Origin of the sequence: Methylobacterium ajmalii, from assembly GCF_036448855.1 — a bacterium.
Lineage (GTDB): Bacteria > Pseudomonadota > Alphaproteobacteria > Rhizobiales > Beijerinckiaceae > Methylobacterium > Methylobacterium ajmalii.
Window position 1 is genome coordinate 107,410 of sequence record NZ_JAZFXT010000057.1, and the last position, 24,568, is coordinate 131,977.

A 24,568-nucleotide genomic window follows, 5' to 3' on the forward strand; every position below is an offset into this window, starting at 1 on the left:
GGATCTAACCCGCCGCCGCCTCGTCGAGGAGCCAGACCGTCTCGCCGGCGGCCCGCACCTGGCCCGCCGGCAGGTCCTCGCCGGCGGCGAGGCGGGCGAGCGGCTCGCGCTTGCCCGCGCCGGTCACCAGAAAGAGGGCGAGCGGCGTCGCCTCGAGCGCCGGCCTTGCGAGGCTCACCCGCGGTACGAACGGGGCGAGGCCGGCCTCCGGCACCGCCACCACCCAGGCCGTCGCCTCCCGCGCCTCGGGCTTGCCCGGAAACAGCGAGGCGGTGTGCCCGTCCTCGCCGAGGCCGAGGAGCACGCAATCGAAGAGCGGCCGGGCCGGATCGAGCCGGTCGGCGCCGTACCAGGCCTTCAGCTCCGCCTCGTAGTCGGCCGCACAGGCCTCGGGCGCGCGATCGGTCGGGATCGGGTGGAGGTGGCCGCGCGGGACGAGGTCCCCGAACGCCTCCTCGGCCAGCCGCCGGTTGCTGCCGGCCTCCGGCCCGTCGCCGACTCGCTCGTCGCCGAAGAACCAGTGCAGGCGCTCCCAGGGCAGGCGCTCGCGGAATTCCGGCCCGGCGAGCAGCCGGTAGAGGAGCTTCGGGGTCGAGCCGCCCGACAGGCAGATCCCGATCCGGTCCGGCTTCTCCGCCGCGATCCCGACCAGCCGCCCGGCCGCCGCGCGGGCGACGGCGTCCGCGTCGGGCAGCATCCGATGGCCCGCGGGGAGTGTGCTCATGTCGGATGCTCCAGCGAGCGCCAGGCGCGCCCCTCGCTGGTCAACAGATCGTCGGCTTCCTTGGGTCCGGCGCTGCCGGCCTCGTAGGGGATCGTTTCCCGCTGTCCTTTCGCCGCGGCGTCGAGGATCGGCTGGACGATGCGCCACCCGGCCTCGATCATGTCGGCGCGCTGGAACAGCGTCGGGTCGCCGATCATCGCGTCGTAGATAAGCGTCTCGTAGCCGGTGCTGGGCTCGGTCTGGAAGTAGTCCTTGTAGCAGAACCGCATGTCGACGCTGCCGAGCCGCACCGCCGGGCCCGGGATCTTGGCGCCGAACTGCAGCGAGATGCCCTCGTCGGGCTGCAATTGCAGCACCAGCCAGTTCGGCACGTCCTCGCGGACGTTGGTGCCCTTGAACAGCGACAGCGGCGCCTGCTTGAAGCGGATCGCGATCTCGGTGTCGCGCCGGGTCATCGCCTTGCCGGTGCGCAGGTAGAACGGCACCCCGGCCCAGCGCCAGTTGTCGATGCCGAGCTTGAGCGCCACGAAGGTCTCGGTGTCGCTGTCGCCGGCGACGTCCGGCTCCTCGCGGTAGTCCTTCACCGCCTTGCCGTCGACGGTGCCCGCCGTGTAGCGGCCGCGCACCGCGTCCTCGGGGCGCGCCGAGGGGGTGGCGAGCAGCACCTCCTCCTTCTTGTCGCGCACGGCCTCGGCCTCGAACGAGATCGGCGGCTCCATCGCCACCAGGGTGTAGAGCTGGAAGAGGTGGTTCGGCACCATGTCGCGCAGCGCACCGGTGGCCTCGTAGAACTTGCCCCGGCCTTCCACCCCCACCGTCTCGGCGACGGTGATCTGGACGTGATCGATGTGGTCGCGGTTCCACAGCGGCTCGAACAGGCCGTTGCCGAACCGGAACGCCATGATGTTCTGCACCGTCTCCTTGCCGAGGAAGTGGTCGATGCGGAAGATCTGGTCCTCGGACAGGACCTTCAGGATGTCGGCGTCGAGCTTTTCCGCCGAGGGTAGGTCGTGGCCGAACGGCTTCTCGATGATGACCCGGCGCCAGCGGCCGTCCGCCTCCTCGGTCAGCCCGGCCTCGCCGAGCTTGGCGATGGTCTGGCCGAACAGGCCGGCGGCGACCGCGAGGTAGAACAGGACGTTGCCGCCATCCTCCGAGCCGGAGATTTCGGCGATCGCGCCCTTCAGCTCCCCGAAGAACGCCGAATTCGACAGGTCGCCCGAGCGGTAATGGACGCGCCCGACGAGGTCGCTCCACACGCCCTCGTCGAACGACCCGCCGCCGGCCTCGCCGCCCTTGGCGGTGATGAAGCCGCGCACGGTCTCGCTCAGCTCGGCGCGGAACTCCTCGGAGGACATCTCCGTGCGGCTGACGCCGATCATGGAAAACTCTTTCGGCAGCAGGCCCCAGCGGCCGAGATTGTAGAGCGCCGGCATCAGGAGCCGGTGGGTGAGGTCGCCGGTCGCCCCGAAGATCACCAGGGTGCAGGCGGGCGGGGGGGCTGCCCCCTCGGCCATGGCGGAGGTCATTTCGGCTCCTGGTGGCCGCCGAAGCCCTTGCGCATCGCCGAGAGCAGCTTGTCGGCGTAGGTCGCTTCCTGGCGCGAGCGGAAGCGGGCGTAGAGTGCGGCCGAGAGAACGTGAGCCGGGACCGCCTCCTCGATGGCGGCGTTCAGCGTCCAGCGGCCCTCGCCCGAATCGGCGACGTGGCCCGAGAAGGCGTCGAGGTTCTCGTCGCCGGCCAATGCCGTCGCCGTGAGGTCGAGGAGCCAGGACGAGACCACGCTGCCGCGCCGCCACACTTCCGCGATGTCGCCGATGTTGAGATCGAAGCGCTGCGCCTCCGGCAGCTCCGCCGAGTTGGCATGCTTGAGGATGTCGAAGCCCTCGGCATAGGCCTGCATGAGGCCGTACTCGATGCCGTTGTGGATCATCTTGACGAAGTGGCCGGCGCCGCTCGGGCCGGCATGGATGTAGCCGTGTTCGGCGCGCGGGTCGCGGCCGTCGCGGCCCGGCGTACGCGAGACCTCGCCGAGGCCGGGCGCGAGCGTCGAGAAGATCGGGTCGAGCCGGTCGACGGCCGCCTTGTGGCCGCCGATCATCATGCAGTAGCCGCGCTCCAGCCCCCAGACGCCGCCCGACGTGCCGACGTCGACGTAGTGCAGGCCCTTCTCGTTCAGCACCGCGGCGCGGCGGACGTCGTCCTTGTAGAACGAGTTGCCGCCGTCGATGATCACGTCGTCGGGCTGCATCAGGCCGGCGATCTTCATCACCGTGACCTCGGTCGGGTCGCCCGCCGGCAGCATCACCCAGGCGGTGCGCGGCACGTCGAGCTTGGCGACGAAGTCCTCGAGGCTGTCGGCGCCGACCGCGCCCTCCTGCACCAGGGCCGCCACGGCCTTGGGATCCTGGTCGAACACCACGGCCGTGTGCCCGTTGCGCAAGAGCCGCCGGACGATGTTGCCGCCCATCCGACCGAGACCGACCATGCCGAGTTGCATCGTGTCACTCCTCGCCGGCGAGGCCGGGGCCGGCGGCCCGTGGGCGCTGGGGCCCGTCAAACGTTCAGCAGTGGCCCTCTCTCCCGCAAGCCAACATCTTCACACGCGGCATTCCGCACCCACTCCCGCTTCAGGGCGAAGCGCTTCCCCTCCCCAGGCGATCCCTGGCTTGCCCGGTATCGCTGCAAGTTGTGGGGAGGGGCTAGGGGTTGGGGTGGTGCCGGATGACCCCGAGCGGTGCCTTCTGCACCACCCCCACGCGGGATCTTCGATCCCCATGACCCCTCCCCACAAGGGGGAGGGGAGAGCGCTCATCCGGAAGAGCAGGTGCCATGGCGTCGTGTTGGTTCGTCGGCCCGAGAGAGGAGCCCTCGCACGAGCCCTAACTAAGCGCCGACTTCAGCCGGTCGAGCCCCGTGGCGACATCGCCCTTGATGTGGACGCGCAGGGCCCGGCGGCCGCGATCGGACAGGACGCCGAAATCGCCCCGCGCCTGGGCGGCGATCACGGTGGCGAAGCCGAGGCTGCGGCCGGGGATCGCGAGGTCGGGCGCCTCCGAGGTGATCTGGAGGAAGACGCCGCTGTCGGGCCCGCCCTTGTAGGCCTGGCCGGTCGAGTGCAGGAAGCGCGGCCCGAACTCGGCGCAGGTCGCGACCTGCCGGGCCTCGCGCAGGGCCATCCGGGCCTCCTGGAGCGGCTTCAGGTGCTCGGGGTTGCGGGTGACGTAGGCGAGCAGCGCGACGTAGTCGCCGGCTCCCACGCGCCCGATCTGCGCCTTGATCCAGCTCACCGGATCGGTGCCGGCCCCGGCCTTGCGCAGGGCATCGGCATTCGCCGGGTCGGTGTAGAGCGCGAAGGTTTCGTCCTCGGCCACCGGCGTCTCGGCCGGGAGCGCGCCGTCCTTCTCGGCGGCCGAGAAGAGCTCGCGGGTCTTGATCTTGCTCGCCTCGACGTCGGGCTGGTCGAACGGGTTGATGCCGAGCACCGCGCCCGCCACCGCCGTCGCGATCTCGAAGCGGAAGAACTCCTGCGGCAGATGCGCCTTCGAGGCGAGGTCGATCCGCACCACCGGGTGGCCGGCCTGCTCCAGCGCGGTCACGGCGGCGTCCTGGCCGGCATCGGTCGCGCCCTCCAGGCGGAGCTGCACGAAGATCCGGTCGTTGCCGTACGCGGAGGGCGCGGCGAGCGGCTCGTTGTCGATCGGGATGAGGCCTTTGCCCTCCTTGCCGGTCGACTCCGCGATCAGCTGCTCGGCCCAGGCGCCGAAGGTGTCGATGCCCTTCGCGGCGATCAGCGTGACCTTGTCCCGGCCCTGCTCGGTTGCCGCCTTGCCGAGCACGAGGCCGAGCTGCACGCCCGGGTTGAGGTCCGGCGGCACGTCGGGGCCGCAGGAGCGCACCATGACGCGGGCGCTCTCCAGGAACGCCGTCACGTCGAGGCCCATCGCGGCGGCCGGCACCAGACCGAAGGCCGAGAGCACCGAGTAGCGTCCGCCGATCTGCTTCACGCCGTAGAAGATGCGCCGGAAGCCGTCGTCCCTGGCGGCCTTCTCCATCGCCGAGCCCGGATCGGTCACGGCGACGAAGTGCCGGCCGGCCTTGTCGTGGCCGACCACGTCGCGCATCCGGCCGAGGAAGTAATCGCGAAACACGTTGGGCTCGAGGGTCGAGCCCGACTTCGAGGCGACGATGAACAGCGTGCGCTCGAGGTTCACCGCGGCCTCGACCGCCCGCACCTCGTCCGGATCGGTCGAATCGAGGATGCGCAGGCGCGGGAAGCCGGGCTGCTGTCCGAAGGTCTCGGCGAGGACCTCCGGGCCGAGGCTGGAGCCGCCCATGCCGAGCACCACCGCGTCGGTGAAGCCCTCCTGCTTCACCTCCGCGGCGAAGGCGGCGTAGTCGCCGGCCTTGGCGAGCTCGTCCTCGACGATGGAGAGCCAGCCGAGCCACTGCGCCTCGTCGGCGCCGCTCCACACGCTCGCGTCGCGCTGCCACAGCCGGCGCACCAGCCCGTCCTTGCGCCAGGTCTCGATCGCCTTCTTCACCGGCTCGTCGAGGCTGCCGAGCGCCAGGGCCTGCCGGTCGAGGCCATTGCCCAAGAATGTCTGGCGCTTGCCGGCGACCGCGCCGAGGAGCTTGTCGGCGGCGTCGACGAAGAGCTGCACGCCCTCCTCGACGAGTTGGCGCGCCACCGCGTCGAGGTCGATGCCGGTCTTCGCGAGATCGGCGAGCACCCGCTCGGCCTCGTCGACACCCTCTTCCAGGCTCGCCCGCACCGTGCCGTGGTCGCGGAACGCGTCCATCGTCGCCGGCGGGATCGTGTTGACGGTGTTGGGCCCGATCAGCTCCTCGACGTAGAGCACGTCGGAATAGGCCTTGCTCTTGACGCCGGTGGAGGCCCAGAGCAGGCGCTGCGGATGGGCGCCCTTGGCGGCGAGCTTCTCCCAGCGGTCGCCGGCGAAGAGGCGCTTGTAGCGCCGGTAGGCGAGCTTGGCGTTGGCGATCGCGACCTTGCCCTTGAGGCCTTCGAGTGCCGTCCCGTCGCCGCCCGCCTTGACCTTCTCGTCCAGCCGCTTGTCCACCGCCGCGTCGATGCGGCTGATGAAGAAGCTCGCCACGCTGGCGACCCGGCTAACGTCGCCGCCCGCGGCCGCGAATTTCTCCAGGCCCTCGATATAGGCGTTGGCGACCTGCTCGTAGGCGTCCTGGGAGAAGAGCAGCGTGACGTTGATGTTGATGCCGTCCGCCGTGAGGTCGCGGATCGCCGGGATGCCCTCGGGCGTCGCCGGCACCTTCACCATCAGGTTGTCGCGGGCCACCGCCGCGTGGAGGCGGCGCGCCTCCGCCAGCGTCTCGGCGGTGTTCAGCGCCAGGTAGGGCGACACTTCCAGGCTGACGAAGCCGTCCTGCCCGCCGCTGGCGTCGAAGACCGGGCGCAGCAAGTCGGCGGCGGCCTGGATGTCGGCGATGGCGAGCCCCTCGTAGAGGTCGATCACCCGCTGATCGCCCGCCGCCTTGATGGCGTCGTCGTACTCGTCCGAGTGGCCGATCGCCTTCTCGAAGATCGCCGGGTTGGAGGTGACGCCGCGCAGGCCGTCCTCGTCCACCAGGCGCTTGAGCCCGCCCTCCTGAACGAAGCCCCGGGCCACGAAATCGAGCCAGACGGCCTGGTCCTGTTCGGCGTGCAGTTTCTTGAGCGGGTTCATGCCTGGGTCTCCGCGTGGTTGTCGCAGATGTGGCCCGCAGGCGGGTTCTGTCCAGAGGGCGGAGGCGAGAGAAGCTTGGCCGTTCGCGGGAAAAAGCCGTGTGGCCGCCCCCGCGGTCCTCGCGCCCGCGGGAAGCGGACGCGCGGCCTCGCGTCACTGCCGGCCGGGCGCTCGCCGGATCACGGTTTCCCCGGCACGGATGCGGTCCATCAGGTCGTCCGCCGACACGTCGTCGACGTCGTCGACGTCGAGCAGGGCCATCGAGGCGTCCTCGTCGTGGCGCGGCTCGATCTGGACCGGGTCCTCGTCGGGGTGCTCGAGCATGGCGTAGCCGCAGCCGTACTCCATCACGGCGCCCACTCCGACCTCGGCATGGATATCGACGCCGTAGAAGAAGTGGGTGACGAGCGTCCCGCTGACGACGAGCGAAGAATCCTCGTAGGCATTCAGCAGCAGGTCGCGCGCGAGGAGGTCGCCGTCCACGAAGGCGCACTTGCCGCCCTCGCCGGCCCAGACCCGGCATTCTACCTTGCCGAGGACGATGAACAATCCGCCCTCGTCGAAGCCGCGGTCATAGTCGTTGGCGAGGTCGATGAAGCCAGAGACGGTCAGGTTGCCCACCACCAGCGTGCAATACGCCGGCGCGACGAAATCCCCGTCGATGTCGAGATCGCCGTGATGCACCTGAAAATCGTCGCCGTCGGTTGACGGCTCGAACTCGGCGAAGCGACGACGGAACGCATCGCTTGCGGATGCCGCGTCGATGATCGCGTGGAAATCGTCTTCCGAAACCGGCTTGAACGCGCTCATTCCTGGCTCCTCTGTTCGGGCGCAAAAGAGGATAGCAGATTTTTTGAGCGGTTGCCGTTACGGAATGAGCGCAGCCTTGACCCGGTTCATCGCGTCCCGGGAGCTTCTCGCGGTCCGGAATGCAAGGGCCAGAACGCCGCGACCGCGACCAGCACCCAGCCGAGGATCAGGATCATGCCGCCGCTCGGCGCCGCCATCGGAAAGAGCGGCTGTTGCAGCAACGCCCGCATCGAGAGGTCGCCGGAGAACAGCGCGAGGCCGAGCGCCAGTGCGAAACCGGCGATTCGCACCGGGACCGGATGCGCCCGCCCGCTGCCGGCGAGCAGGGCGAGCCCGAGGAGGGCGGGGGCGTGAAAGAGAAGGAATTGCGCCGCCGTGGCGAGGCTCGTCGCCCCGGCGATGTGGGCGGCGGCCGCCGAGAGGCCGACGCCGAGTGCGCCGGCGAGGCCGGCGAGCGCGATCAGCATCCGGTCGGCGGCAGGCATCATGCCTCGCCGCGCTCTGAGAGCAGCCGGGCGATGCTGGCGCGCAGATCGGTCACGCCGTCGTCGGTGCGGCTCGAGGTCAGGATGATCTCCGGGTAGGCCGCCGGCCGCCGGGCGATCGCCGTCCTCGTCGCGTCGAGCCGGGCCTCGATCTCGTGCTTCTTGAGGGCGTCCGACTTCGTCAGCACGATCTGGTAGGAGACCGCGGCCTTGTCGAGGCCGTCCAGCACCTCGGCGTCGATCGGCTTGATGCCGTGGCGCGAGTCGATCAGCACGTAGACCCGGGCGAGGTTGGCCCGGCCGCGCAGGTAGTCGTGGATCAACTCGGTCCAGGCCGCGACCTTCGCCTTCTCGACCGCGGCGTAGCCGTAGCCCGGCATGTCGACGAGGACGAGCTTGCCGCCGCCGATGTCGAAGAAGTTGAGCTGCTGGGTGCGCCCCGGCGTGTGCGAGGTGCGCGCCAGCGCGTTGCGGCCGGTGAGCGCGTTGATCAGGCTCGACTTGCCGACGTTGGAGCGGCCCGCGAAGGCGATCTCGTGCCCCCGCATCGGCGGCAGGATCGCGAGCTTGTCGGCGGCGTAGAAGAAGTCGGCCGAGCCGGCAAAGAGCAGCCGCCCTGCTTCCCGCAGGGCGGCCGCCTTCTCGGCCTCGGTTTGAGGCTCGTGCTGCATCAGCTCTTCGCGGCCTTGGGTGCGCGGGAGAACGTCGAGCGCAGGTTGTCCCACAGCTCCACCTTCACCCCGTTGCGCCGCATGATCACGTATTGCTGGATCACCGACAGGGTGTTGTTCCAGGCCCAGTAGATCACCAGGCCGGCCGGGAACGAGCCGAGCATGAAGGTGAAGATGATCGGCATGAAGGTGAAGACCTGGGCCTGGACCGGGTCCGGCGGCGCGGGGTTCATCTTCATCTGCACGAACATCGTCACGCCCATGATGAGCGGCCAGATGCCGAGGTGGAGGAAGTCCGGCGGGGTGTAGGGCAGGAGGCCGAACAGGTTGAACAGCGAGGTCGGGTCCGGCGCCGCGAGGTCGCGGATCCAGCCGAAGAACGGCGCGTGCCGCATCTCGATGGTGACGAACAGCACCTTGTAGAGCGAGAAGAAGACCGGGATCTGCACAAGGACCGGCCAGCAGCCGGCGACCGGGTTGATCTTCTCCTTCTTGTACAGCTCCATCATCGCCTGCTGCTGCTTCACCTTGTCGTCGGCGTAGCGCTCGCGGATCGCGGTCATCTCCGGCTGGACGGCCTTCATCTTGGCCATCGAGACGTAGGAGCGGTTGGCGATCGGCAGGAACAGCAGCTTGAGCAGCAGGGTGACGATCAGGATCGAGACGCCGAAGTTGCCGAACAGCCGGTAGAAGAAGTCCAGCGCCTTGAACATCGGCTTGGTGATGAAATAGAACCAGCCCCAGTCGATCAGCAGGTCGAAGCGCTTGATCGAGAGCGACTTCTCGTAGCCGTCGATCGCCCCGACTTCCTTGGCGCCGGCGAACAGGCGCTGCTCCGACGAAACGGTGGCGCCGGGGGCGAGCTGCTTGGCCTCGCCGAGGCTGCTTGCCTGATAGACCTTGGTGGCGCCCTCGTCGCGCTCCGTGAAGGAGCCGGTATAGGGGGTCTTCTGGTCCGGGATTGCGGTGGCGGCCCAGTACTTGTCGGTGATGCCGAGGAAGCCGCCGGTCACGCCGGTCCAGGACAGGCCGCGGGTGCCGGGCGTGCCGAGAGGGTTCTCCTTGCCGAGCTTGTCGTAGGTGTATTCCTGCAGGCCCTTGTCGCCGAGCACGCCGATCATGCCCTCGTGGAGCACGTAGTAGCCCTGCGTGTGCGGCTTGCCCCAGCGCGAGACGAGACCGTAGGGCAGCAGGCTGACGGCGTTGGCGCCCTTGTTCTCGACCGTGTCGGCGATCGTGAACATGAACTTGTCGTCGACCGAGATGGTGCGGCGGAAGGTGAGGCCGGCGCCGTTGTCCCAGGTCAGGACCAGGGGCTTCTCGGGGGTGAGGGCGTCGCCCTCGGCGGTCCACAGCGTGTCGCCGCCGGGCAGCTGGCCGGCATTCTGGCCGACCCAGCCGAACTCGGCGTAGTACGGGTTGGCCGAGCCGGTCGGCGACAGCAGCTCGATGCGCGGCGACGAGTTGTCGACGGTCTCGTGGTAGTTCTTCAGCAGCACGTCGTCGATGCGGCCGCCCTTGAGCGCCACCGAGCCGGCGAGCGCCGGGGTGTCGATGCGCACCCGCGGCGAGCGGGCCAGCGCCTCGGCGCGGCTCGCCGCCAGGGCCGGGCTGCCGTTGGGCGCCCCCGGCAGGGTGCCGGGCAGCGGGCTGGCGGGGCCGCCCTCGCGCGGGCTCGCCGCCGGGCCGTCCTTCGCGGCTTGCGCCTGCTTGGCGGCCTGTTCCTGCCGCTGGCGCTCCACTTGCGGCGCGCTGACGAAGTAGTTCCAGCCGAGGAGCACTGCCAGCGACAGCACCACGGCGATGATCATGTTCGTCTTGTCGTTACCCATGGACCCGCGACGCCTGCCGCCAAAAGAGCGGGGCCGACCGACGGGCCAAAGGCGGCCCGCGCGCATCCGGCCCTCACGACCAACACGACGAGGCGATACCGGCTTGCCGGCACCGCCTCATGAATTCCGTTTCGGGGGCGCGCCCTGCGGCGCGGCGCCGGCCCCGCCCGGGCTCCGCGCCCCGCCGCGACCCCGCCCCCCGCTGCGCGCGGGACGACCGTGATCCTTCGAGGGATCCCGCGGCGCCTTCGGTTTCGTCACCACGCCGAGGGCCTGGCGGACGTCGTCGACCAGCTGCGCGAAGGACGCCGAGAGAGCATCGCGCCGGCCGATCAGCACGACGTCGGCGGGCTTGTCCCGCTGCGCCGGTCCGGCCTGCGTCGCCGCGATCTGCGCCGCGACCTTGAGGCGGCGGCGGATGCGGTTGCGCTCGGTGGCGTGGCCCTCGCGCTTCGTCACGGTGAAGCCCACGCGCAGGCCGCCCGGCGGTCCATCGTCCCGCAGGCGGCCCTGCGCCGTCAGGCGCTCGGTATGGAAACGGCGGCCCTTGGCCGCCGCCAGATAGTCCGGGCGCCGGGTGATCCGGCCGACCGGCGGTTCGCCGCCAGTCATCGCGGCGCGCTCGGGCACCGCGGGCTGCCCTTACGCCGACAGGCGCTTGCGGCCGCGGGCGCGGCGGGCGGCGATGACCTTGCGGCCGCCGACGGTGGCCATGCGGGCACGGAAGCCGTGGCGGCGCTTGCGCACGAGCTTGGACGGTTGATAGGTTCTCTTCACGGCATGTCTCCGAAGGCCGGGGCCGGCCGCGCTCGTGGCGCTGCCGAGGCCCTCGTGGTCCAGAATGTCTCGACGAAAGCGAACCGCGCCCGAATGGGGCGCGGTCACGTCGGGCCGGTGTATGGCGGAATGGCCCCTGCGAGTCAATCGCGTTAAGGATCCGCCCGGGCATCCGGCGGCGACCGCCGGAGCATGGTTTTTCGAAGGGAGACGCCGATGTTCGACGAGGCCGAGCGCGGAGTACGTCCGCGGAGCGTGCACGAGATCGGCCAGGACCTCTCGGCCCTGTCGGTCTCCGACCTCGACGAGCGCATCGAGGCCCTTCACCGGGAGATCGCCCGGCTCGATGAGGATCGCCGCCGCAAGCAGGCGTCGCAGGAGGCGGCCCGGGCGGCGTTCAAGTTCTGAGGTTTTTCCCGGTCCCGGAACGGGACGGATCCGGGCGCTCTCGTTCCGGTTCGGGACGGCGGGGCGGGATCGGAGAAGTTCGGCACTGGTCGCGCTCGGCGGTGCGCGGCCGAGGCACGCATCAAGCGCGGGGCACGCTCCATCTCGATCCGACGGAGCTTTCGTCCCGGCGATGCCGCCGCGGACGCAGGCTGGACCATTAAGAGAGGGACGCAGGCCGCCCCGCCTCTCAGGGGGAGGGGCTCGACTGCGAATTCGTCGGGTCGTCCGGTTAAATCCTTCGCCCTCGCCCCGCCATCCCCTTGCCGCCTCGCCGCTTCCCCGGCGGGCGACCGGCGGCGTTAACCATTTTTTAAGCCTTCCGGGCGATAACCAACGCGGTCCAGCTTTCTGGATGTCGAGTGGTTTTTCCGTCCACTCTGTTTGATGCCTCCCTGTACGACTCTTTCGCCGCCCCACCGGGGCGGCTTTCTTTTTTTCCGCTGCGATTTCTCCACAGCTCCGGGATCGTCCGTCCCCCGGCCGCGTTGGCGTTAAGGTTAACTTTTCGTTGACGGCGCGCCGCTCGCCCGATGGCGCTATCGTTGCGCCAGTCAGCCCGAGCGCACCGTGAATGTCCCGTACCGACACGGGACCGGCGTCGCGGTGGCACAGGAGGGATCATGGGCGTGATGGACGTGATGTTTCGGGACGAGCAGCCCACCGTGCGCTTCGGCGAGACGTTCGTGGCCTCCGAGGGCTTCAAGCTGCTGTTTCGCGAGGGCATGACCCTCGTGGAGGAGACCGCGGCCTATCTCGACGGACCCGGCCGCGACGAGTCGCGCCTTCTCGCCCGCCACGCCGCCCTGACCTATGCCAGCGAGAGCATGCGGCTCACCACCCGGCTGATGCAGATCGCCTCCTGGCTGCTGGTCCAGCGCGCGGTGTCCGAGGGCGAGCTGAGCCTGAGCGAGGCGGCCGAGGAGAAGACCCGGGTCCGCCTGACCACCGCCGAGACGAACGAGGCCGCTCCGGTCCTCGTCGCCGAGCTGCCGCTGTCGCTCCAGGCCCTGATCGGCCAGTCGAAGCGGCTGCACGCCCGCATCCTGCACCTCGACCGGCTGATCTCCGACGATCGCCCGACCCCTGAGCCGCGGGTGAGCCCGGTCTTCGCCCAGCACGACATGCTGCGCGTCGCCTTCGGCTGACGGCGCCTCCCGGGCGAATCGCATCGCCGGCCTGTCCTTCGGGTCAGGCCGGCGATGCGATTCGCGCTCGACCGGGGAGGGGGGCGGTCGCCCGCATTCGGCGACGCCGGTGGCGAGCACGCGGGCACGAAAAAAGCCCCGGCCGCGAGGCCGGGGCTTTTTTCGCGCGAAGCAGCGGCCGTGAGGCTTACTTCTTGCCGAACGAGATGCCGGCGAAGCGCGAGTTGAAGCGCGAGAGGCGGCCGCCGCGATCCATGAGCTTCTGCTCGCCGCCGGTCCAGGCCGGGTGCGTGCTCGGATCGATGTCGAGGTTGAGGGTGTCGCCCTCCTTGCCGTAGGTGGAGCGGGTCATGAACGAGCTGCCGTCGGTCAGCACCACCTTGATGAAGTGGTAGTCCGGGTGCTCGGTCGCCGTGCGGGCCACCTTGGGGGTCGCGACCGACTTGCCGGCGGGGATCGCCTGCTTGGCGGCGGGGGCTGCTTGCTTTGCCATGACGAATTCCTAAAGAGTGCGACCCGCGCCGAACGCTCCGCTTCGGGCCGCGGCCATTGATCGCGCGTAATCGGATGAGCGGCGGCCTATACCTCACCTCCGTGCGCCAAACAAGCGCCGGCACCCGGACAGCACGACACCCGCACATGGCACGCCACATGGCACGATCCCCGGCAAGATCCCAGGCCCGACCCGAGACCGCCCGTCCCCGCGCTGCCCTGGGGGCTCTCAAGCCCCTCTTCCCGTTCGCGGCGCGCTACAAGGGCCGAATCGCCTCGGCGGTCGTCGCGCTCGTCGCCGCCTCGGGGGCGACCCTGGTGGTGCCGATCGCGGTGCGGCGAGTGGTGGATCTCGGCTTCTCGCACGGCGAGGTCGGGATGATCGACGCCTATTTCGGCGGGCTGATCGGCGTGGTGGCGGTGCTCGCGGTGGCGAGCGCGGCGCGCTACTACTGCGTCGTGACGCTCGGCGAGCGGGTGGTGGCGGATCTGCGCGCCGCGGTGTTCGCGCGGCTGACCACCCTCGATCCCGCCTTCTTCGACCGGGCGCGCAGCGGCGAGCTGGTCTCGCGCCTCACCGCGGATGCCGCGCAGGTGAAGTCGGTCTTCGGCGTCTCGCTCTCGATCCTGCTGCGCAACCTTTTTCTGTTCACCGGCGCCATCGGCATGATGGTGTGGACGAGCCCGCGGCTCTCGGTGCTGGTCCTCGCCGCGATCCCGCTGATCGTCTTCCCGCTGATCCTCTCCGGCCGCGGGGTGCGCCGCCGCTCGCGGGCCGCGCAGGACCGGCTCGCCGACGCCTCGGCCTTCGCCACCGAGGCGGTGGGCGCGGTGCGCACCATGCAGGCCTTCGGCATGGCCGGCGCCACCGCCAAGCGCTTCGCCGCCGCCTCCGAGGATGCGTTCCTGGCCTCCCGCGCCTCCGCGCGGGCGCGGGCCTTGCTCACGGGCGTGGCGATCTTCCTGATCTCGGCCAGCGTCGTCGGGGTGCTGTGGTACGGCGCGCAAGGGGTGGCGGCCGGCACGCTCTCGGCCGGCCAGCTGTCGCAGTTCGTGCTCTACGCGGTGTTCGGCGCCAGCGCGCTCGGCCAGCTCTCCGAGGTCTACGGCGAACTGACCCTCGCGGCCGGGGCCGCCGAGCGCCTCGCCGAGATCCTCGACACCGTGCCGGCGATCGGCGCCCCCGACCGGCCCCGCGCCCTGCCGACCCCCCCGCGCGGCGAGATCGCCTTCGAGCGGGTGCGCTTCCACTACCCGACCCGGCCCGAGATGCCGGCCCTGCACGACCTCAGCTTCATCGTGGCGCCGGGCGAGCGCGTCGCCCTCGTCGGCCCCTCGGGCGCCGGCAAGAGCACGGTGCTGCAGCTGCTGCTGCGCTTCTACGACCCGGAATCCGGCACCGTGCGGGTGGACGGCGTGCCGGTCGACGCGGTCGAGCCCGAGGCCCTGCGCGCCCGCATGGCTCTGGTGTCGCAGGACCCGACGGTGTTCAGCGGCAGCATCCTCGACAACATCCGGTACGGCCGGCCCGAGGCGAGCGAGGCCGAGGTCGAGAGGGCCGCGGCGCAAGCCCATGCCGACGGCTTCATCCGGGCCCTGCCGGAGGGCTACGCGACGCTGGTCGGCGAGCGCGGCGTCACCCTCTCGGGCGGCCAGCGCCAGCGCATCGCGATCGCCCGGGCGATCCTGAAGGACGCCCCGATCCTGCTCCTCGACGAGGCCACCTCGGCGCTCGACGCCGAGAGCGAGCGGGCGGTGCAGGCCGCCCTCGACGTGCTGATGAAGGACCGCACCACCCTGGTCATCGCCCACCGCCTCGCCACCATCCGGGCGGCCGACCGCATCCTGGTCATGGAGGACGGCCGCATCGCCGAGCAGGGCACCCATGACGCCCTGCTCGCCCGCGGCGGGCTCTACGCGCAGCTGGCGTCGCTGCAGTTCGGGGCCGGGATGGACCCGGCGGGTGAGCGGCAGGTTGCGGAGGTGTGAGAGACGCTTTGATCCGCGATGAGAATCGATGCCAAAGGTCGTTGAAGACGACGTTTGGTTCGGTTTTCGAATTGTCGCCAATCTTCTAGCTTCGCATCGAAAATTCGAGATGGATCATCGGCCCGATGCGTCAGCATCCTGGGCCGATGGTATCACAAGCCTGCGCGGCACTTGAGCGAAGCCGAAATCCGAATTGCGAAGCAATCAATCGGATTTCGTATGATTGATTGCTTGAGTCGGTCTGGCGCGGAAATCGCCGCCTCACCTCGTCATCCTGGGGCCGCGCAGCGGAACCCGGGATCCATAACCGCCGACGGTGCAGGATCAGGCGATCGGCGTTCCGTCTCTTCCTGCTTCGTCAGCGGTTATGGATCCCGAGCTCCCGGCTACGCCGGGCCCCAGGATGACGATGGAGGGTCTTGGATCCAATCTCGCAATCAAACAGGCTCTGACATCCTCCGTGTCATTCCGGGGTCGCGACGCGGAACCCGGAATCCAAAGCCGCGGATGGTAAAAAAGAAGCAGGACGCGTTCTGCCCTCTCCTGAACGTCATGCGGCTTGCAATCCCGGGCTCCGCGTCGCGGCCCCGGAATGACGCGGGGAAGGTATTGGGATCGTTTGTCGAACACCGATGAAATACCACGGCAGCGGTTCTCACCGCTCCGTCAGCTTCATCTCGATCCGCCGGTTGCGCGCGTAGGCCTCCTCGCTCGTCCCGGCCTCGAGGGGCTGGAACTCGCCGAAGGCCCCGGCGAGCAGGCGCTGGGGCGGGATGCCCTTGCCCACGAGGTACTGCACCACCGCGATGGCGCGGGCCGCCGACAGCGCCCAGTTCGAGGGGAACTGCGAGGACGCGATCGGCCGTGCGTCGGTATGGCCGTCGACCCGCAGCACCCAGGGGATGTCGGCCGGGATCTGGCGGTTGAGCTCCAGGATCGCGCTGGCGATACGGTCGATCTCCGGGCCGGCCTCGGGTTTCAGCACCGCCTGTCCGGCGGAAAACAGCACCTCGGATTGCAGCACGAAGCGGTCGCCGACGATGCGGATGTCGGGCCGGTTGCCGAGGATCTGGCGCAGGCGCCCGAAAAAGTCGGAGCGGTAGCGCGCCAGCTCCTGCACCCGCTGGGCGAGCGCCACGTTGAGGCGGCTGCCGAGATCGGCGATGCGGGCCTGGCTCTCGCGGTCGCGGGTCTCGGAGGCCGCGAGCGCGTCCTCGAGCGCGGCGAGCTGCTGGCGCATCGCCGAGATCTGCTGGTTGAGGAGGTCGACCTGGCTCAGCGCCCGGGCGCTGGTGCCCTTCTCGGCGTCGAGCTGGCGGCCGAGCTCGGCCGCCTTGCCCTCGGCGCCCTGGCCGCTGGCGAGCAGGCCTTGCAGGCGCGCCCGTTCGGCTTCCGACCCGGACAGGTTCGCCCGCAGGGAGGCGGCGCTCTCCTCCAGCGCCCGCTTGCCCGAGCGCTCCAGCGCCAGGAGGTCGGTGAGCTCCGAGATCTGGCGGTTCAGCCGCTCCAGCACCGTGTCGCGGCCCGATAGCTCCTGCGACAGGAAGAACTGGCCGGTGACGAAGATGGTGAGCAGGAAGACGACGGACAGCAGCAGCGTCGTCAGGGCGTCGACGTAGCCGGGCCAGACGTTGAGCGCGCGGTCGCGCCGGACGAGGCGGCCGGCCATCAGGCGGGGTCTCCGGCGCTCACTCGACCTTCTCCCGGGCGAGGCGGTCGAGCACCTGCTTCAGCTCGCGCTCGCGGTTGGCCTGCGCCTCGACCCAGTCGCGGATCATCTGCTGCTCGGCCCGCATGTGCTGGACGAGGCCCTGGATGCCCTCCGCGAGGTTCGCCATCGCCTGCGTGCTCGCCCGGCTGTGGGTGGTGCCGTCGCCGACCAGCGTGCCGAGGCGCGTCATCGCGTCGGCGACCTCCTTCAGGGCGGCCTCGCTCCGCGGCTCGCGCGGCGCCGGCTCGGGCGGGCGCGGCCCGGCCTGGGCGAGGGCGGCCGCCGCCGGCACGGTCACCGGGACCGGCACCGGGGCGGGCGCCGGACCGGCGGCGGTGACGAGCCAGTCCTCCAGCTCGTTGTAGAACCGGGTATGGGCCTGGCCCGCCTGGAGATCGAGGAAGCCGATCACCAGGGAGCCGGCGAGACCGAACAGCGAGGCCGAGAAGGCGAGACCGATCCCCGACAGCGGCACCGCGAGGCCGCTCTTCAATTCATCGAACATCACCGCGGCATCGCCGCCGCCGGCCCGCATCGAGCGGATCACGCCGCCCACCGCCGACAGGGTGTCGATCAGGCCCCAGAAGGTGCCGAGCAGGCCGAGCAGGATCAGGAGCCCGCCGACGTAGCGCAGGATCTCGCGCCCCTCGTCGAGGCGCGAGGCCACGGTGTCGAGAAGCGGCTGGAACTGCCCCTGCGGGTGGGGCCGGCCGCTCTTCGCCTCGCGGAGCGCCGGGGCGAGCGCCGTGAGCACCCGGGGGCTTCCGGCATCGGGCGCGCCCTCCGCGACGCGGTTGGCGAAGCGCACCTCCCGGAAGAGCCGCTGCACCTGCCCGAAGGCCATCACGATGGCGATCAGCGTCGCGCCGACGATCAGGCCGTTGAGACCCGGATTGGCCATGAAGGCCGGCACGATCTGGCGGTACAGCACGAAGGCCAGGAACCCGGCCAGGACCAGGAACACCACCATGCGGACGAGGTAGATCCGCGGCGATGTCAGGGGAGGGGACGCAGCGCTCGCCGCCATCGCGGGCCGTACTCACTGTGGCGGACGGGGCCCGGAGGGGCGCCGCGCCCGGGATGCCGGGTCGCCGCCGCCCTGAAGGATCCCCCGGGGCAGCGGTGCCGGCACTGTGCCGGGTGCCGCCGGGACGATCAAGCCGGCGCCGGGCTTGTCCTGCCCCGGCCGCCTCGTCCGAAAGTGCTTAGTCCACCGCGGATTCGCGGGTCCCGGGTGCGGTCGGGCCCGGTGCCGCCGGTCCCTCTGCCGTCAGTCCCAGTGCCGCGGCCAGGTCTCCTCGAGATGCGGCCCGAGGCGCACCGGGCTCACCCGGCGGGCGAGGCCGGTGGCGTCGTCGGTCTCGACCGCGATGCCGCACAAGGTGCCCTCGCCGGTCGCGGCCTCGAGGCGGCTGCCGGGGGTTTTCTGCAGGAAGCGGCGCACCGGCTCGTCCTTCTGCATGCCGAGCACCGAATCGTAGTCGCCGCACATGCCGACGTCGGACATGTAGGCGGTGCCGCCCGGCAGGATGCGGTGGTCGGCGGTCGGAACGTGGGTGTGGGTGCCGACCACCAGGCTCGCCCGGCCGTCGAGGAACCAGCCGAAGGCCTCCTTCTCGCTCGTCGCCTCGGCGTGGACGTCGACGATCACCGCGTCGGCGGCGTCTCGCAACGGGCAGGCCGACAATTCGCGCTCGGCCGCCGCGAAGGGATCGTCGAGGGGATCGAGGAAGATCCGTCCCATCACGTTGACGACGAGCACCCGGGCGCCGCTCTGGGTCTCGACCACCGTGGCGCCGCGGCCGGGGGTGCCGGGCGGGTAGTTCGCCGGGCGTACCAGCCGGGGCTGGCGGGCGATGAACACCATCGCCTCGCGCTGGTCGAAGGAGTGGTTGCCGAGCGTCACCGCGTCGGCCCCGGCATTGATCAACTCGTCGCAGATGCTCTCGGTGATGCCGAAGCCGCCGGCGGCGTTCTCGCCGTTGATCACCACGCAGTCGAGGCGCCAGCGCTCGCGCAGGGCCGGCAGACGCTCGCTCACCGCCACCCGGCCGGGCCGGCCGACGACGTCGCCGAGGAAGAGGAGGCGCATGGCGGTGGTCAGTCTCCGGTGGGGTGGATCAGGCCCGTCTCGGTCACGATCCCGTCGAGGGCCCGGTCGTGCGGGCCGTCGGGCACGACGGGCGTCTCCTGGGCCGAGAAGGCGATGCCGATGGCGAGCGCGCGCTCCCGCGCGTCGAGGCGGGCGAGCGCCCGGTCGTAATAGCCCTTGCCGTAGCCGATGCGGTGGCCGCGCCGGTCGAAGGCGGCGAGCGGCACCAGCAGCGCGCGGGGATCGACCGCCGGGGCGTCCGGCCCCGGCTCGCTCAGGCCGAAGCCGCCGGAGCTCAGCGCGTCGCCCTCGGCCGCGAGGCGGAACACCAGGCCGTCGGCCGTCACCTGCGGCAGCGCCACGGCCTGGCCGCGGGCGCGCAGGGCCGCGATCAGCGGCCGCACGTCGACCTCGCTGCGGATCGGCCAGTAGGCCGACACGACCTCGGCGCGGGCGATCCCGGGAAGGGAGAGGACGATCTCGGCGATGCGACGGGAGGCAGCGTCTCGCGCCTCGACCGTCAGCCCGTCCCGCCGTGCCAGCGCCGCCTTGCGCAACGCGGACTTCGAGGGATCGGGGGAAGCGTCGGTCGTCATGCTGGTCCAGCGCGGGGCCACGAGAGCCGTTGGAGAATCGATCCCGGGAAACCTACGAAGTAGGTGGGCGCCGTTATGCCCCGGTCCACGGACCAGGGCAGTGACAGCTCCCGAGGGAGTCGATAAGGCCCCGGGGAATGTGTCTCCTGACGAGAGCCGCAGCCCCGCCGACCTCATGTAGCGCCGCGACGCCCGTTGCGAAAGGGGGCCGTCCGGGGGATTTGGGGGCGGACGCGCGGCAAGGCCTCCCGGGACCGCCGGTCCCGTCGAATGCCCCCGTCACGGATCGGACCAGCCAGGGATCGACCACCATGAGCTTCAAGGCCCTTCTCGCCCCCGTCTTCGTCCAGGTTCTCCTGACCTTCTGCCTGTTGTTCTGGACCGGGCGGGTGCGCTTCGCCGCGGCGCGGGTGGGGGCGGTCCGCGTGCAGGACATCTCGCTCGGCGAGCGGACCTGGCCGGCGCCGGTGCAGCAGGTCTCGAACGCGTTTGCCAACCAGTTCGAGCTGCCGGTGCTGTTCTACGCCGTGGTCGGGCTCGCGCTGGCGACGCGGCAGGGCGACACGCTGTTCGTCGGCCTCGCCTGGCTGTTCGTGCTGACCCGGATCGTGCATGCGGGCATCTACGCCACCAGCAACGTGGTGATCCGGCGCTTCCAGGCCTTCCTCGCCGGGGCGCTCGTGCTGCTGGCGATGTGGTTCGTCTTCGCCGTCAAGATCCTGCTCGCCTGACGGCGCGCCGCCGCTCGCCCGACGGCGAGAGGCAGCGGATCCGACAGCGGGCACCGGGGACGATGCGCCTCCTCGCCTTGGCGGCGCGAGGAGGCTAAGGGGGCGGTCTCAGTAGCGCGGTGCCCGCGGCGGCGGGTTGCCGTATTCGAGCTGCGTCTTGGCGTCGTAGGGCCGGGGCGGGGGCGGCGTCAGGTCGACGGCCGGCGCCGCCGGGGCGGTGGCGCAGGCGCCGGCCGACAGCGCGATCAACGCGGCCAGACACACGGCGAGGGCGGACGGAATGGGACGACGGATCATGCGGGCGATACTCCGGCCTCGGGAAACGAACCCTTGGGGAACGAACGGCCAAGGTGTCGAGACCGTCCGGGCCGAAAGCTTGGCCGTGTCGGGCCGTTCCCGCGGCATGACCGTGGCGGTTTCGGGATCGGCGGTTTCGCGATGACCCCGGGCGCCCGCCTCTCCGCCGCCATCGAGGTCCTGGCCGACATCGCCGAGCGCCGCCGCCCGGTCGCCGACGCCCTCAAGGATTGGGGCCTCGCCCACCGCTTCGCCGGCTCCGGCGACCGCGCCACCATCGCCACGCTCGTCTACGACGCGCTGCGCCGCCGCGCCTCCGCCGCCTGGATCATGGGCGAGGACTCGTCCCGCGCCGTGGTGATCGGCTCGCTGCGGCTCCAGCGCGGGCTCGCCGCCCAAACGATCGCCGAGCTGTTCACCGGCGAGCGCTTCGCCCCCGCCCCGCTGACCGAGGCCGAGCGGACCCGGCTCGAGACCGGGACGCTCGCCGACGCCCCCGTCCACGTCGCCGGCGACGTGCCGGAATGGATCGTGCCGTCGCTGGCGTCGGCTTTCGGCGACGACCTCCTGCCGGAACTGCGGGCGCTCGCCCGCCGGGCTCCCCTCGACATCCGGGTCAACACCCTGAAGGCGAGCCGCGACGCCACCCGGGAGGCGCTGGCCCATCTCAACCCGGAACCGACGCCGCTGGCGCCGGACGGATTGCGGGTGCCGCTCGGCGAGGACGGCCGCGGCCCGGCCCTCCACGTCGAGCCGGAATTCCTGGACGGCTGGTTCGAGATCCAGGACGAGGGCTCGCAGCTCGCCGCCCGGCTCTCCGGCGCGAAGCCCGGGATGACGGTGGTCGACCTCTGCGCCGGCGGCGGCGGCAAGACCCTGGCGCTCGCCGCCCTGATGGGCAACGAGGGCCGGCTCGTCGCCACCGACGGCGATCCGCGCCGCCTCGCGCCGATCCACGAGCGCCTGCGCCGGGCCGGCGCCAGGGCCGAGGTGCGCACGCCGCGCGGCGGCCAGGGAAAGCGCGATGCGGGCCGGCCCGACGTGATGGCTGACCTCGACGGCAGCGCCGACCTCGTGCTGGTCGACGCGCCCTGCACCGGCGCCGGCACCTGGCGGCGCAATCCGGACGCCAAGTGGCGCCTGCGCCCCGGCAGCCTCGCGACCCGCGTCGCCGAGCAGGAGGCGGTGCTCGACCGCGCGGCGCGCCTGGCGCGGCCGGGCGGGCGGATCGTCTACGTCACCTGCTCGCTCCTGCCGCAGGAGAACGACGCGGCGGTGGCGGGGCTGGCGGCGCGTCGCGACGACCTCGCGCTCCGCCCCCTCGACCTGCCGGCGTCCGTCGCCGAGCGGGTGCGCCGCACCGCCCACGGGATCCAGATGAGCCCGGAGCGGACCGGCACCGACGGCTTCTACGTCGCGCTCATCGAGCGCGGGCCGGATCGCTCCTGACGGGCTCGACCGGGGTTTCCCGCCCCGGTCGGCATTTTTCTGCCGTGCATCTGCGATCGCTTCGCTTATGCAGGTCGGGCGAGGGGTCATCCCGGCCGGCGCGCCCTTCCGCGTCGTCGGGTCTTCGAGAGTGTCGGACGGTCGGCATGGTGCTGCATCGCAGGACGTTGCTCACGGGAGCGGCCGCCCTCGCCGTCGCGCCGGAGGCCGTGGCGCAACCGGTCGTCCCGCCGGCCGGGGATCCGCCCCTCGGGCACGATGCGCCGCCGCGGACCGCCCCCGGCTCCACCCTGGAGGTGCTGCGCCTCTGGCCCGGCAAGCCGCCGGGAGGAGGAGGGCCGAACCCCGAGGGGCCGCGCTTCGACGAGAGCCGCGAAGGGGTCGTCACCGGCGTGGCCGAGCCCTGCCTGCTGGTGATGCGCCCGGCCAGGCCCACCGGCAGCGCGATGGTGATCGCCGCCGGCGGCGGCTACCGCCGCATCGATCTCGGCCACGAGGCGGTACCGGTCGGGCTCTGGCTCAACGGCCTCGGCGTCACCGCCTTCGCGCTGGTCTATCGTCTCCCCGGCGAGGGCTGGGCGGCGGGTGCCGACGCGCCGATCCAGGATGCCATGCGGGCGGTGCGGCTGGCCCGCGCCCGGGCCCGCCGCTACGGCTACGAGCCGAACCGGATCGGCGTGATGGGATTCTCCGCCGGAGGCCACCTGATGGGCTCGGCCAGCACCCGCTTCGCCTCGCCGCTCTACGCGGCCGTGGACGAGGACGACGCGCTCTCGGCCCGGCCCGACGTCGCGGCGCTGATCTACCCGGTCATCACCCTGAAGCCCCCCTTCGACCGCACGTCGAGCCGCCGCGTCCTCGTCGGCGACAGCCCGACCCGCGTGGCCACCGAGACCTATTCGGTCGAGACCCGCGTACCGCCCGAGACTCCGCCGACCTTCCTGGCACAGGCCGCCGACGACCCGATCGCCGTCGTCGAGAATTCGCTGCTGATGTTCTCCGCCCTGCGGGCCGTCGAGGTCCCGGTGGAGATGCACCTGTTCGAGCGCGGCGGCCACGGCTTCAACCTCGGCGTGCCGGGCTCCCCGGCCGCGGCCTGGCCGGGGCTGTTCGCCACCTGGGCACGGCGGCGCGGGTTCATCCGCGCCTGAGACACCGGAATTTCGAACTCCGGCAACAGGGCGGCTACGATATCGCCATACCGCTCCTTCCAATCACGATTGACACGCCCTCCGGCCGCGCCGCATCATCCCGGCCGTGAGCGAGCTGCCCCCCGACCCGAACCTCTCCGCCCCCCTCGGCCACCTGGAGGGCGATTCCCCGCCGGCCCCCGACTGGTTCCGGGACGCGGTCGCGGTCGCGCCGGAGGTCGGGCGCGTCACGGTGAAGGGCGCCCGCCTCGAGACCTTCGCGTGGGGGCCGCGCGGCCGGCCGGGGCTGATGCTGCTGCACGGCAACGGCGCGCATGCCGGCTGGTGGCGCTTCATCGCGCCGTTCCTCGCCGGGCCGTACCGCGTCGCCGCCCTGTCCTGGTCGGGCATGGGCGGATCGGACTGGCGGGAGGCCTACGACCTCGACACCTTCGCCGACGAGATCGAGGCGGTGGCCGGGGAGACGGGCCTGTTCGCCGCCGGCCCGCCCGTGATGGTCGGCCATTCCTTCGGCTGCTTCCCGATGCTGACCGAGGCGGGGCGCGAGGCCGGCCGCTGGCGCGGCGCGGTGATCGTCGACCCGCCGATCTTTTCCCCTGAGCGCCGCACCGGGCGCCGGCGCGAGGACGGGCGCTTCGCCCCGCACCGGATCTACCCGACCCTGGAGGCGGCGCTGGCGCGGTTCCGCTTCGCGCCGATGCAGCCCTGCGAGGCACTCTACATCGCCGACCTGATCGCGCGGGAATCGCTCAAGGAGGTCCCCGGCGGCTGGAGCTGGCGCTTCGACCCCTCGCTCTGGGCCCGCCTCGTCCTGCCGGACCGGGCCGCGATGGTGAGGGAGGCCCGCTGCCCGCTCGCCCTCGTCACCGGCGACCGCTCCGACCTGATGCGGCCCGCCGACGCGGCCTACGTCCAGGGCCTGCTGCCGCCGGGCTCGCCCCGCATCGACGTGCCGGAGGCCTACCACCACGTCATGGTCGACCAGCCGCTCGCCTTCGTGGCGGCCTTGCGCGCCCTGCTGGCGGTCTGGCCGCCATGAAAACCTGGCCGTCATGAAAAAAGGGCGGCCCCGCCCGGGGCCGCCCTCTCGAATCTCGGCGTGAGACGCGCGAGGCGTCAGAAGCAGCGGCGCACCTTGCGCACCACGACCCGGCCGAAGGGCCCGCGGGTCCGGGTCACCTTGACCACGCAGCGGGGGCCGCGGCGCACCACCCGGCGGGTGACGTACTGGGCCTGCTCGACCGAGACGGCGGGCGCGACGGTGCCGCCGGGGGCGACCGGCAGGGCCGAGGCCGGCGCGAGGCTCAGGCCGGTGGCAAGAGTGGCGGCGATCCCGAGGACGATGGCTCGCATGGCGAGTCTCCTTGTCTGGTGGGTTGGGGCGCCTCCCTCGCGGTTAGCGCCTGAACGTCCGGTTAATGCCGTGGACGCACCGGGGCTCCGCTCGCGCGACGCGTTGCG

Annotated in this window: 24 protein-coding genes and 1 other RNA gene; 7 read left to right on the plus strand and 18 right to left on the minus strand. The window is 71.4% G+C overall.

The window, feature by feature from the left end:
- Window positions 1–4 precede the first annotated feature (4 nt).
- The 10 genes from pgl to rpmH form a co-directional block, all read right to left on the minus strand.
- Entirely contained in the window at window positions 5–724 is a 720-nt protein-coding gene (gene pgl, locus V3T34_RS23400) for a 6-phosphogluconolactonase (protein ID WP_305077903.1), read from the minus strand.
- Window positions 721–2,253, minus strand: a complete 1,533-nt coding sequence (zwf, locus tag V3T34_RS23405) for a glucose-6-phosphate dehydrogenase (RefSeq protein ID WP_305077902.1) — start codon at window positions 2,251–2,253, stop codon at window positions 721–723. The genes pgl and zwf overlap by 4 nt, the downstream gene beginning before the upstream one ends.
- Entirely contained in the window at window positions 2,250–3,224 is a 975-nt protein-coding gene (gene gnd / locus V3T34_RS23410) for a phosphogluconate dehydrogenase (NAD(+)-dependent, decarboxylating) (protein ID WP_305077901.1), read from the minus strand. Before gnd ends, zwf begins: the two co-directional genes overlap by 4 nt.
- 382 nt (window positions 3,225–3,606) lie before the next feature.
- Window positions 3,607–6,429: a bifunctional transaldolase/phosoglucose isomerase gene (locus tag V3T34_RS23415; protein WP_305077900.1), complete on the minus strand. Its 2,823-nt coding sequence runs from the start codon at window positions 6,427–6,429 to the stop codon at window positions 3,607–3,609.
- Between the two features lie 153 nt (window positions 6,430–6,582).
- A complete protein-coding gene (locus V3T34_RS23420; protein ID WP_305077899.1) occupies window positions 6,583–7,239 on the minus strand; it encodes a hypothetical protein in 657 nt (218 codons plus the stop codon).
- An 86-nt stretch (window positions 7,240–7,325) separates the two neighbouring features.
- Window positions 7,326–7,724 (minus strand): DUF423 domain-containing protein, encoded by a 399-nt coding sequence (locus V3T34_RS23425; RefSeq protein ID WP_060846650.1) that lies wholly within the window; start codon window positions 7,722–7,724, stop codon window positions 7,326–7,328.
- Window positions 7,724–8,395 (minus strand): ribosome biogenesis GTP-binding protein YihA/YsxC, encoded by a 672-nt coding sequence (gene yihA / locus V3T34_RS23430; protein WP_060846649.1) that lies wholly within the window; start codon window positions 8,393–8,395, stop codon window positions 7,724–7,726. Before yihA ends, V3T34_RS23425 begins: the two co-directional genes overlap by 1 nt.
- Complete coding sequence (gene yidC, locus V3T34_RS23435) at window positions 8,395–10,227, minus strand: membrane protein insertase YidC (protein WP_060846648.1); 1,833 nt, start codon at window positions 10,225–10,227, stop codon at window positions 8,395–8,397. Before yidC ends, yihA begins: the two co-directional genes overlap by 1 nt.
- A gap of 117 nt (window positions 10,228–10,344) precedes the next feature.
- Window positions 10,345–10,839 (minus strand): ribonuclease P protein component, encoded by a 495-nt coding sequence (locus V3T34_RS23440; RefSeq protein WP_060846647.1) that lies wholly within the window; start codon window positions 10,837–10,839, stop codon window positions 10,345–10,347.
- A gap of 30 nt (window positions 10,840–10,869) precedes the next feature.
- Entirely contained in the window at window positions 10,870–11,004 is a 135-nt protein-coding gene (gene rpmH, locus V3T34_RS23445; RefSeq protein WP_010300405.1) for a 50S ribosomal protein L34, read from the minus strand.
- A gap of 216 nt (window positions 11,005–11,220) precedes the next feature.
- Between rpmH and V3T34_RS23450 the strand changes: the two genes are divergently transcribed.
- Window positions 11,221–11,412 carry a DUF1192 domain-containing protein gene (locus tag V3T34_RS23450; protein ID WP_305077897.1) on the plus strand — a complete coding sequence of 64 codons (192 nt, stop codon included), beginning with the start codon at window positions 11,221–11,223 and terminating at the stop codon, window positions 11,410–11,412.
- Window positions 11,413–12,074: 662 nt separating this feature from the next.
- Window positions 12,075–12,599 carry a protease adaptor protein RcdA gene (gene rcdA / locus V3T34_RS23455; RefSeq protein ID WP_060846645.1) on the plus strand — a complete coding sequence of 175 codons (525 nt, stop codon included), beginning with the start codon at window positions 12,075–12,077 and terminating at the stop codon, window positions 12,597–12,599.
- A gap of 187 nt (window positions 12,600–12,786) precedes the next feature.
- Here the strand turns inward: rcdA and rpmE are convergent, their stop codons facing one another.
- Window positions 12,787–13,023: a 50S ribosomal protein L31 gene (gene rpmE, locus V3T34_RS23460; protein ID WP_048464135.1), complete on the minus strand. Its 237-nt coding sequence runs from the start codon at window positions 13,021–13,023 to the stop codon at window positions 12,787–12,789.
- Between the two features lie 215 nt (window positions 13,024–13,238).
- On the opposite strand from rpmE, the gene V3T34_RS23465 reads away from it, so the two are divergent.
- The gene (locus tag V3T34_RS23465; RefSeq protein ID WP_407942756.1) at window positions 13,239–15,080 is read left to right on the plus strand and encodes an ABC transporter transmembrane domain-containing protein; all 1,842 of its coding nucleotides are present in this window, start codon (window positions 13,239–13,241) and stop codon (window positions 15,078–15,080) included.
- Window positions 15,081–15,735: 655 nt separating this feature from the next.
- Here the strand turns inward: V3T34_RS23465 and V3T34_RS23470 are convergent.
- From V3T34_RS23470 to ssrS, 5 genes are all read right to left on the minus strand, one after another.
- Window positions 15,736–16,749, minus strand: coding sequence for a peptidoglycan -binding protein (locus V3T34_RS23470; RefSeq protein ID WP_060846644.1), 1,014 nt, complete (start codon window positions 16,747–16,749; stop codon window positions 15,736–15,738).
- Window positions 16,750–16,768: 19 nt separating this feature from the next.
- Window positions 16,769–17,818 carry a MotA/TolQ/ExbB proton channel family protein gene (locus V3T34_RS23475; protein WP_305077896.1) on the minus strand — a complete coding sequence of 350 codons (1,050 nt, stop codon included), beginning with the start codon at window positions 17,816–17,818 and terminating at the stop codon, window positions 16,769–16,771.
- 243 nt (window positions 17,819–18,061) lie between these two features.
- Window positions 18,062–18,883 carry a TIGR00282 family metallophosphoesterase gene (locus V3T34_RS23480; RefSeq protein WP_060846642.1) on the minus strand — a complete coding sequence of 274 codons (822 nt, stop codon included), beginning with the start codon at window positions 18,881–18,883 and terminating at the stop codon, window positions 18,062–18,064.
- An 8-nt stretch (window positions 18,884–18,891) separates the two neighbouring features.
- Window positions 18,892–19,479: a 5-formyltetrahydrofolate cyclo-ligase gene (locus V3T34_RS23485; RefSeq protein WP_305077895.1), complete on the minus strand. Its 588-nt coding sequence runs from the start codon at window positions 19,477–19,479 to the stop codon at window positions 18,892–18,894.
- 10 nt (window positions 19,480–19,489) lie between these two features.
- A non-coding RNA gene (gene ssrS, locus V3T34_RS23490) (6S RNA) lies at window positions 19,490–19,647 on the minus strand.
- Between the two features lie 143 nt (window positions 19,648–19,790).
- Between ssrS and V3T34_RS23495 the strand changes: the two genes are divergently transcribed.
- Entirely contained in the window at window positions 19,791–20,210 is a 420-nt protein-coding gene (locus V3T34_RS23495; protein ID WP_305077894.1) for an MAPEG family protein, read from the plus strand.
- A 108-nt stretch (window positions 20,211–20,318) separates the two neighbouring features.
- Here the strand turns inward: V3T34_RS23495 and V3T34_RS23500 are convergent, their stop codons facing one another.
- The gene (locus V3T34_RS23500; protein WP_305077893.1) at window positions 20,319–20,507 is read right to left on the minus strand and encodes a hypothetical protein; all 189 of its coding nucleotides are present in this window, start codon (window positions 20,505–20,507) and stop codon (window positions 20,319–20,321) included.
- 141 nt (window positions 20,508–20,648) lie between these two features.
- On the opposite strand from V3T34_RS23500, the gene V3T34_RS23505 reads away from it, so the two are divergent.
- From V3T34_RS23505 to V3T34_RS23515, 3 genes are all read left to right on the plus strand, one after another.
- On the plus strand, window positions 20,649–21,956 hold the full coding sequence (locus tag V3T34_RS23505) for an RsmB/NOP family class I SAM-dependent RNA methyltransferase (RefSeq protein ID WP_331369302.1): 1,308 nt from the start codon (window positions 20,649–20,651) through the stop codon (window positions 21,954–21,956).
- Between the two features lie 146 nt (window positions 21,957–22,102).
- Window positions 22,103–23,107, plus strand: a complete 1,005-nt coding sequence (locus tag V3T34_RS23510; RefSeq protein WP_305079527.1) for an alpha/beta hydrolase — start codon at window positions 22,103–22,105, stop codon at window positions 23,105–23,107.
- Window positions 23,108–23,213: 106 nt separating this feature from the next.
- The gene (locus V3T34_RS23515; RefSeq protein ID WP_305079526.1) at window positions 23,214–24,146 is read left to right on the plus strand and encodes an alpha/beta fold hydrolase; all 933 of its coding nucleotides are present in this window, start codon (window positions 23,214–23,216) and stop codon (window positions 24,144–24,146) included.
- Window positions 24,147–24,223: 77 nt separating this feature from the next.
- Here the strand turns inward: V3T34_RS23515 and V3T34_RS23520 are convergent, their stop codons facing one another.
- The gene (locus V3T34_RS23520) at window positions 24,224–24,460 is read right to left on the minus strand and encodes a hypothetical protein (RefSeq protein WP_091752850.1); all 237 of its coding nucleotides are present in this window, start codon (window positions 24,458–24,460) and stop codon (window positions 24,224–24,226) included.
- Window positions 24,461–24,568 lie beyond the last annotated feature (108 nt).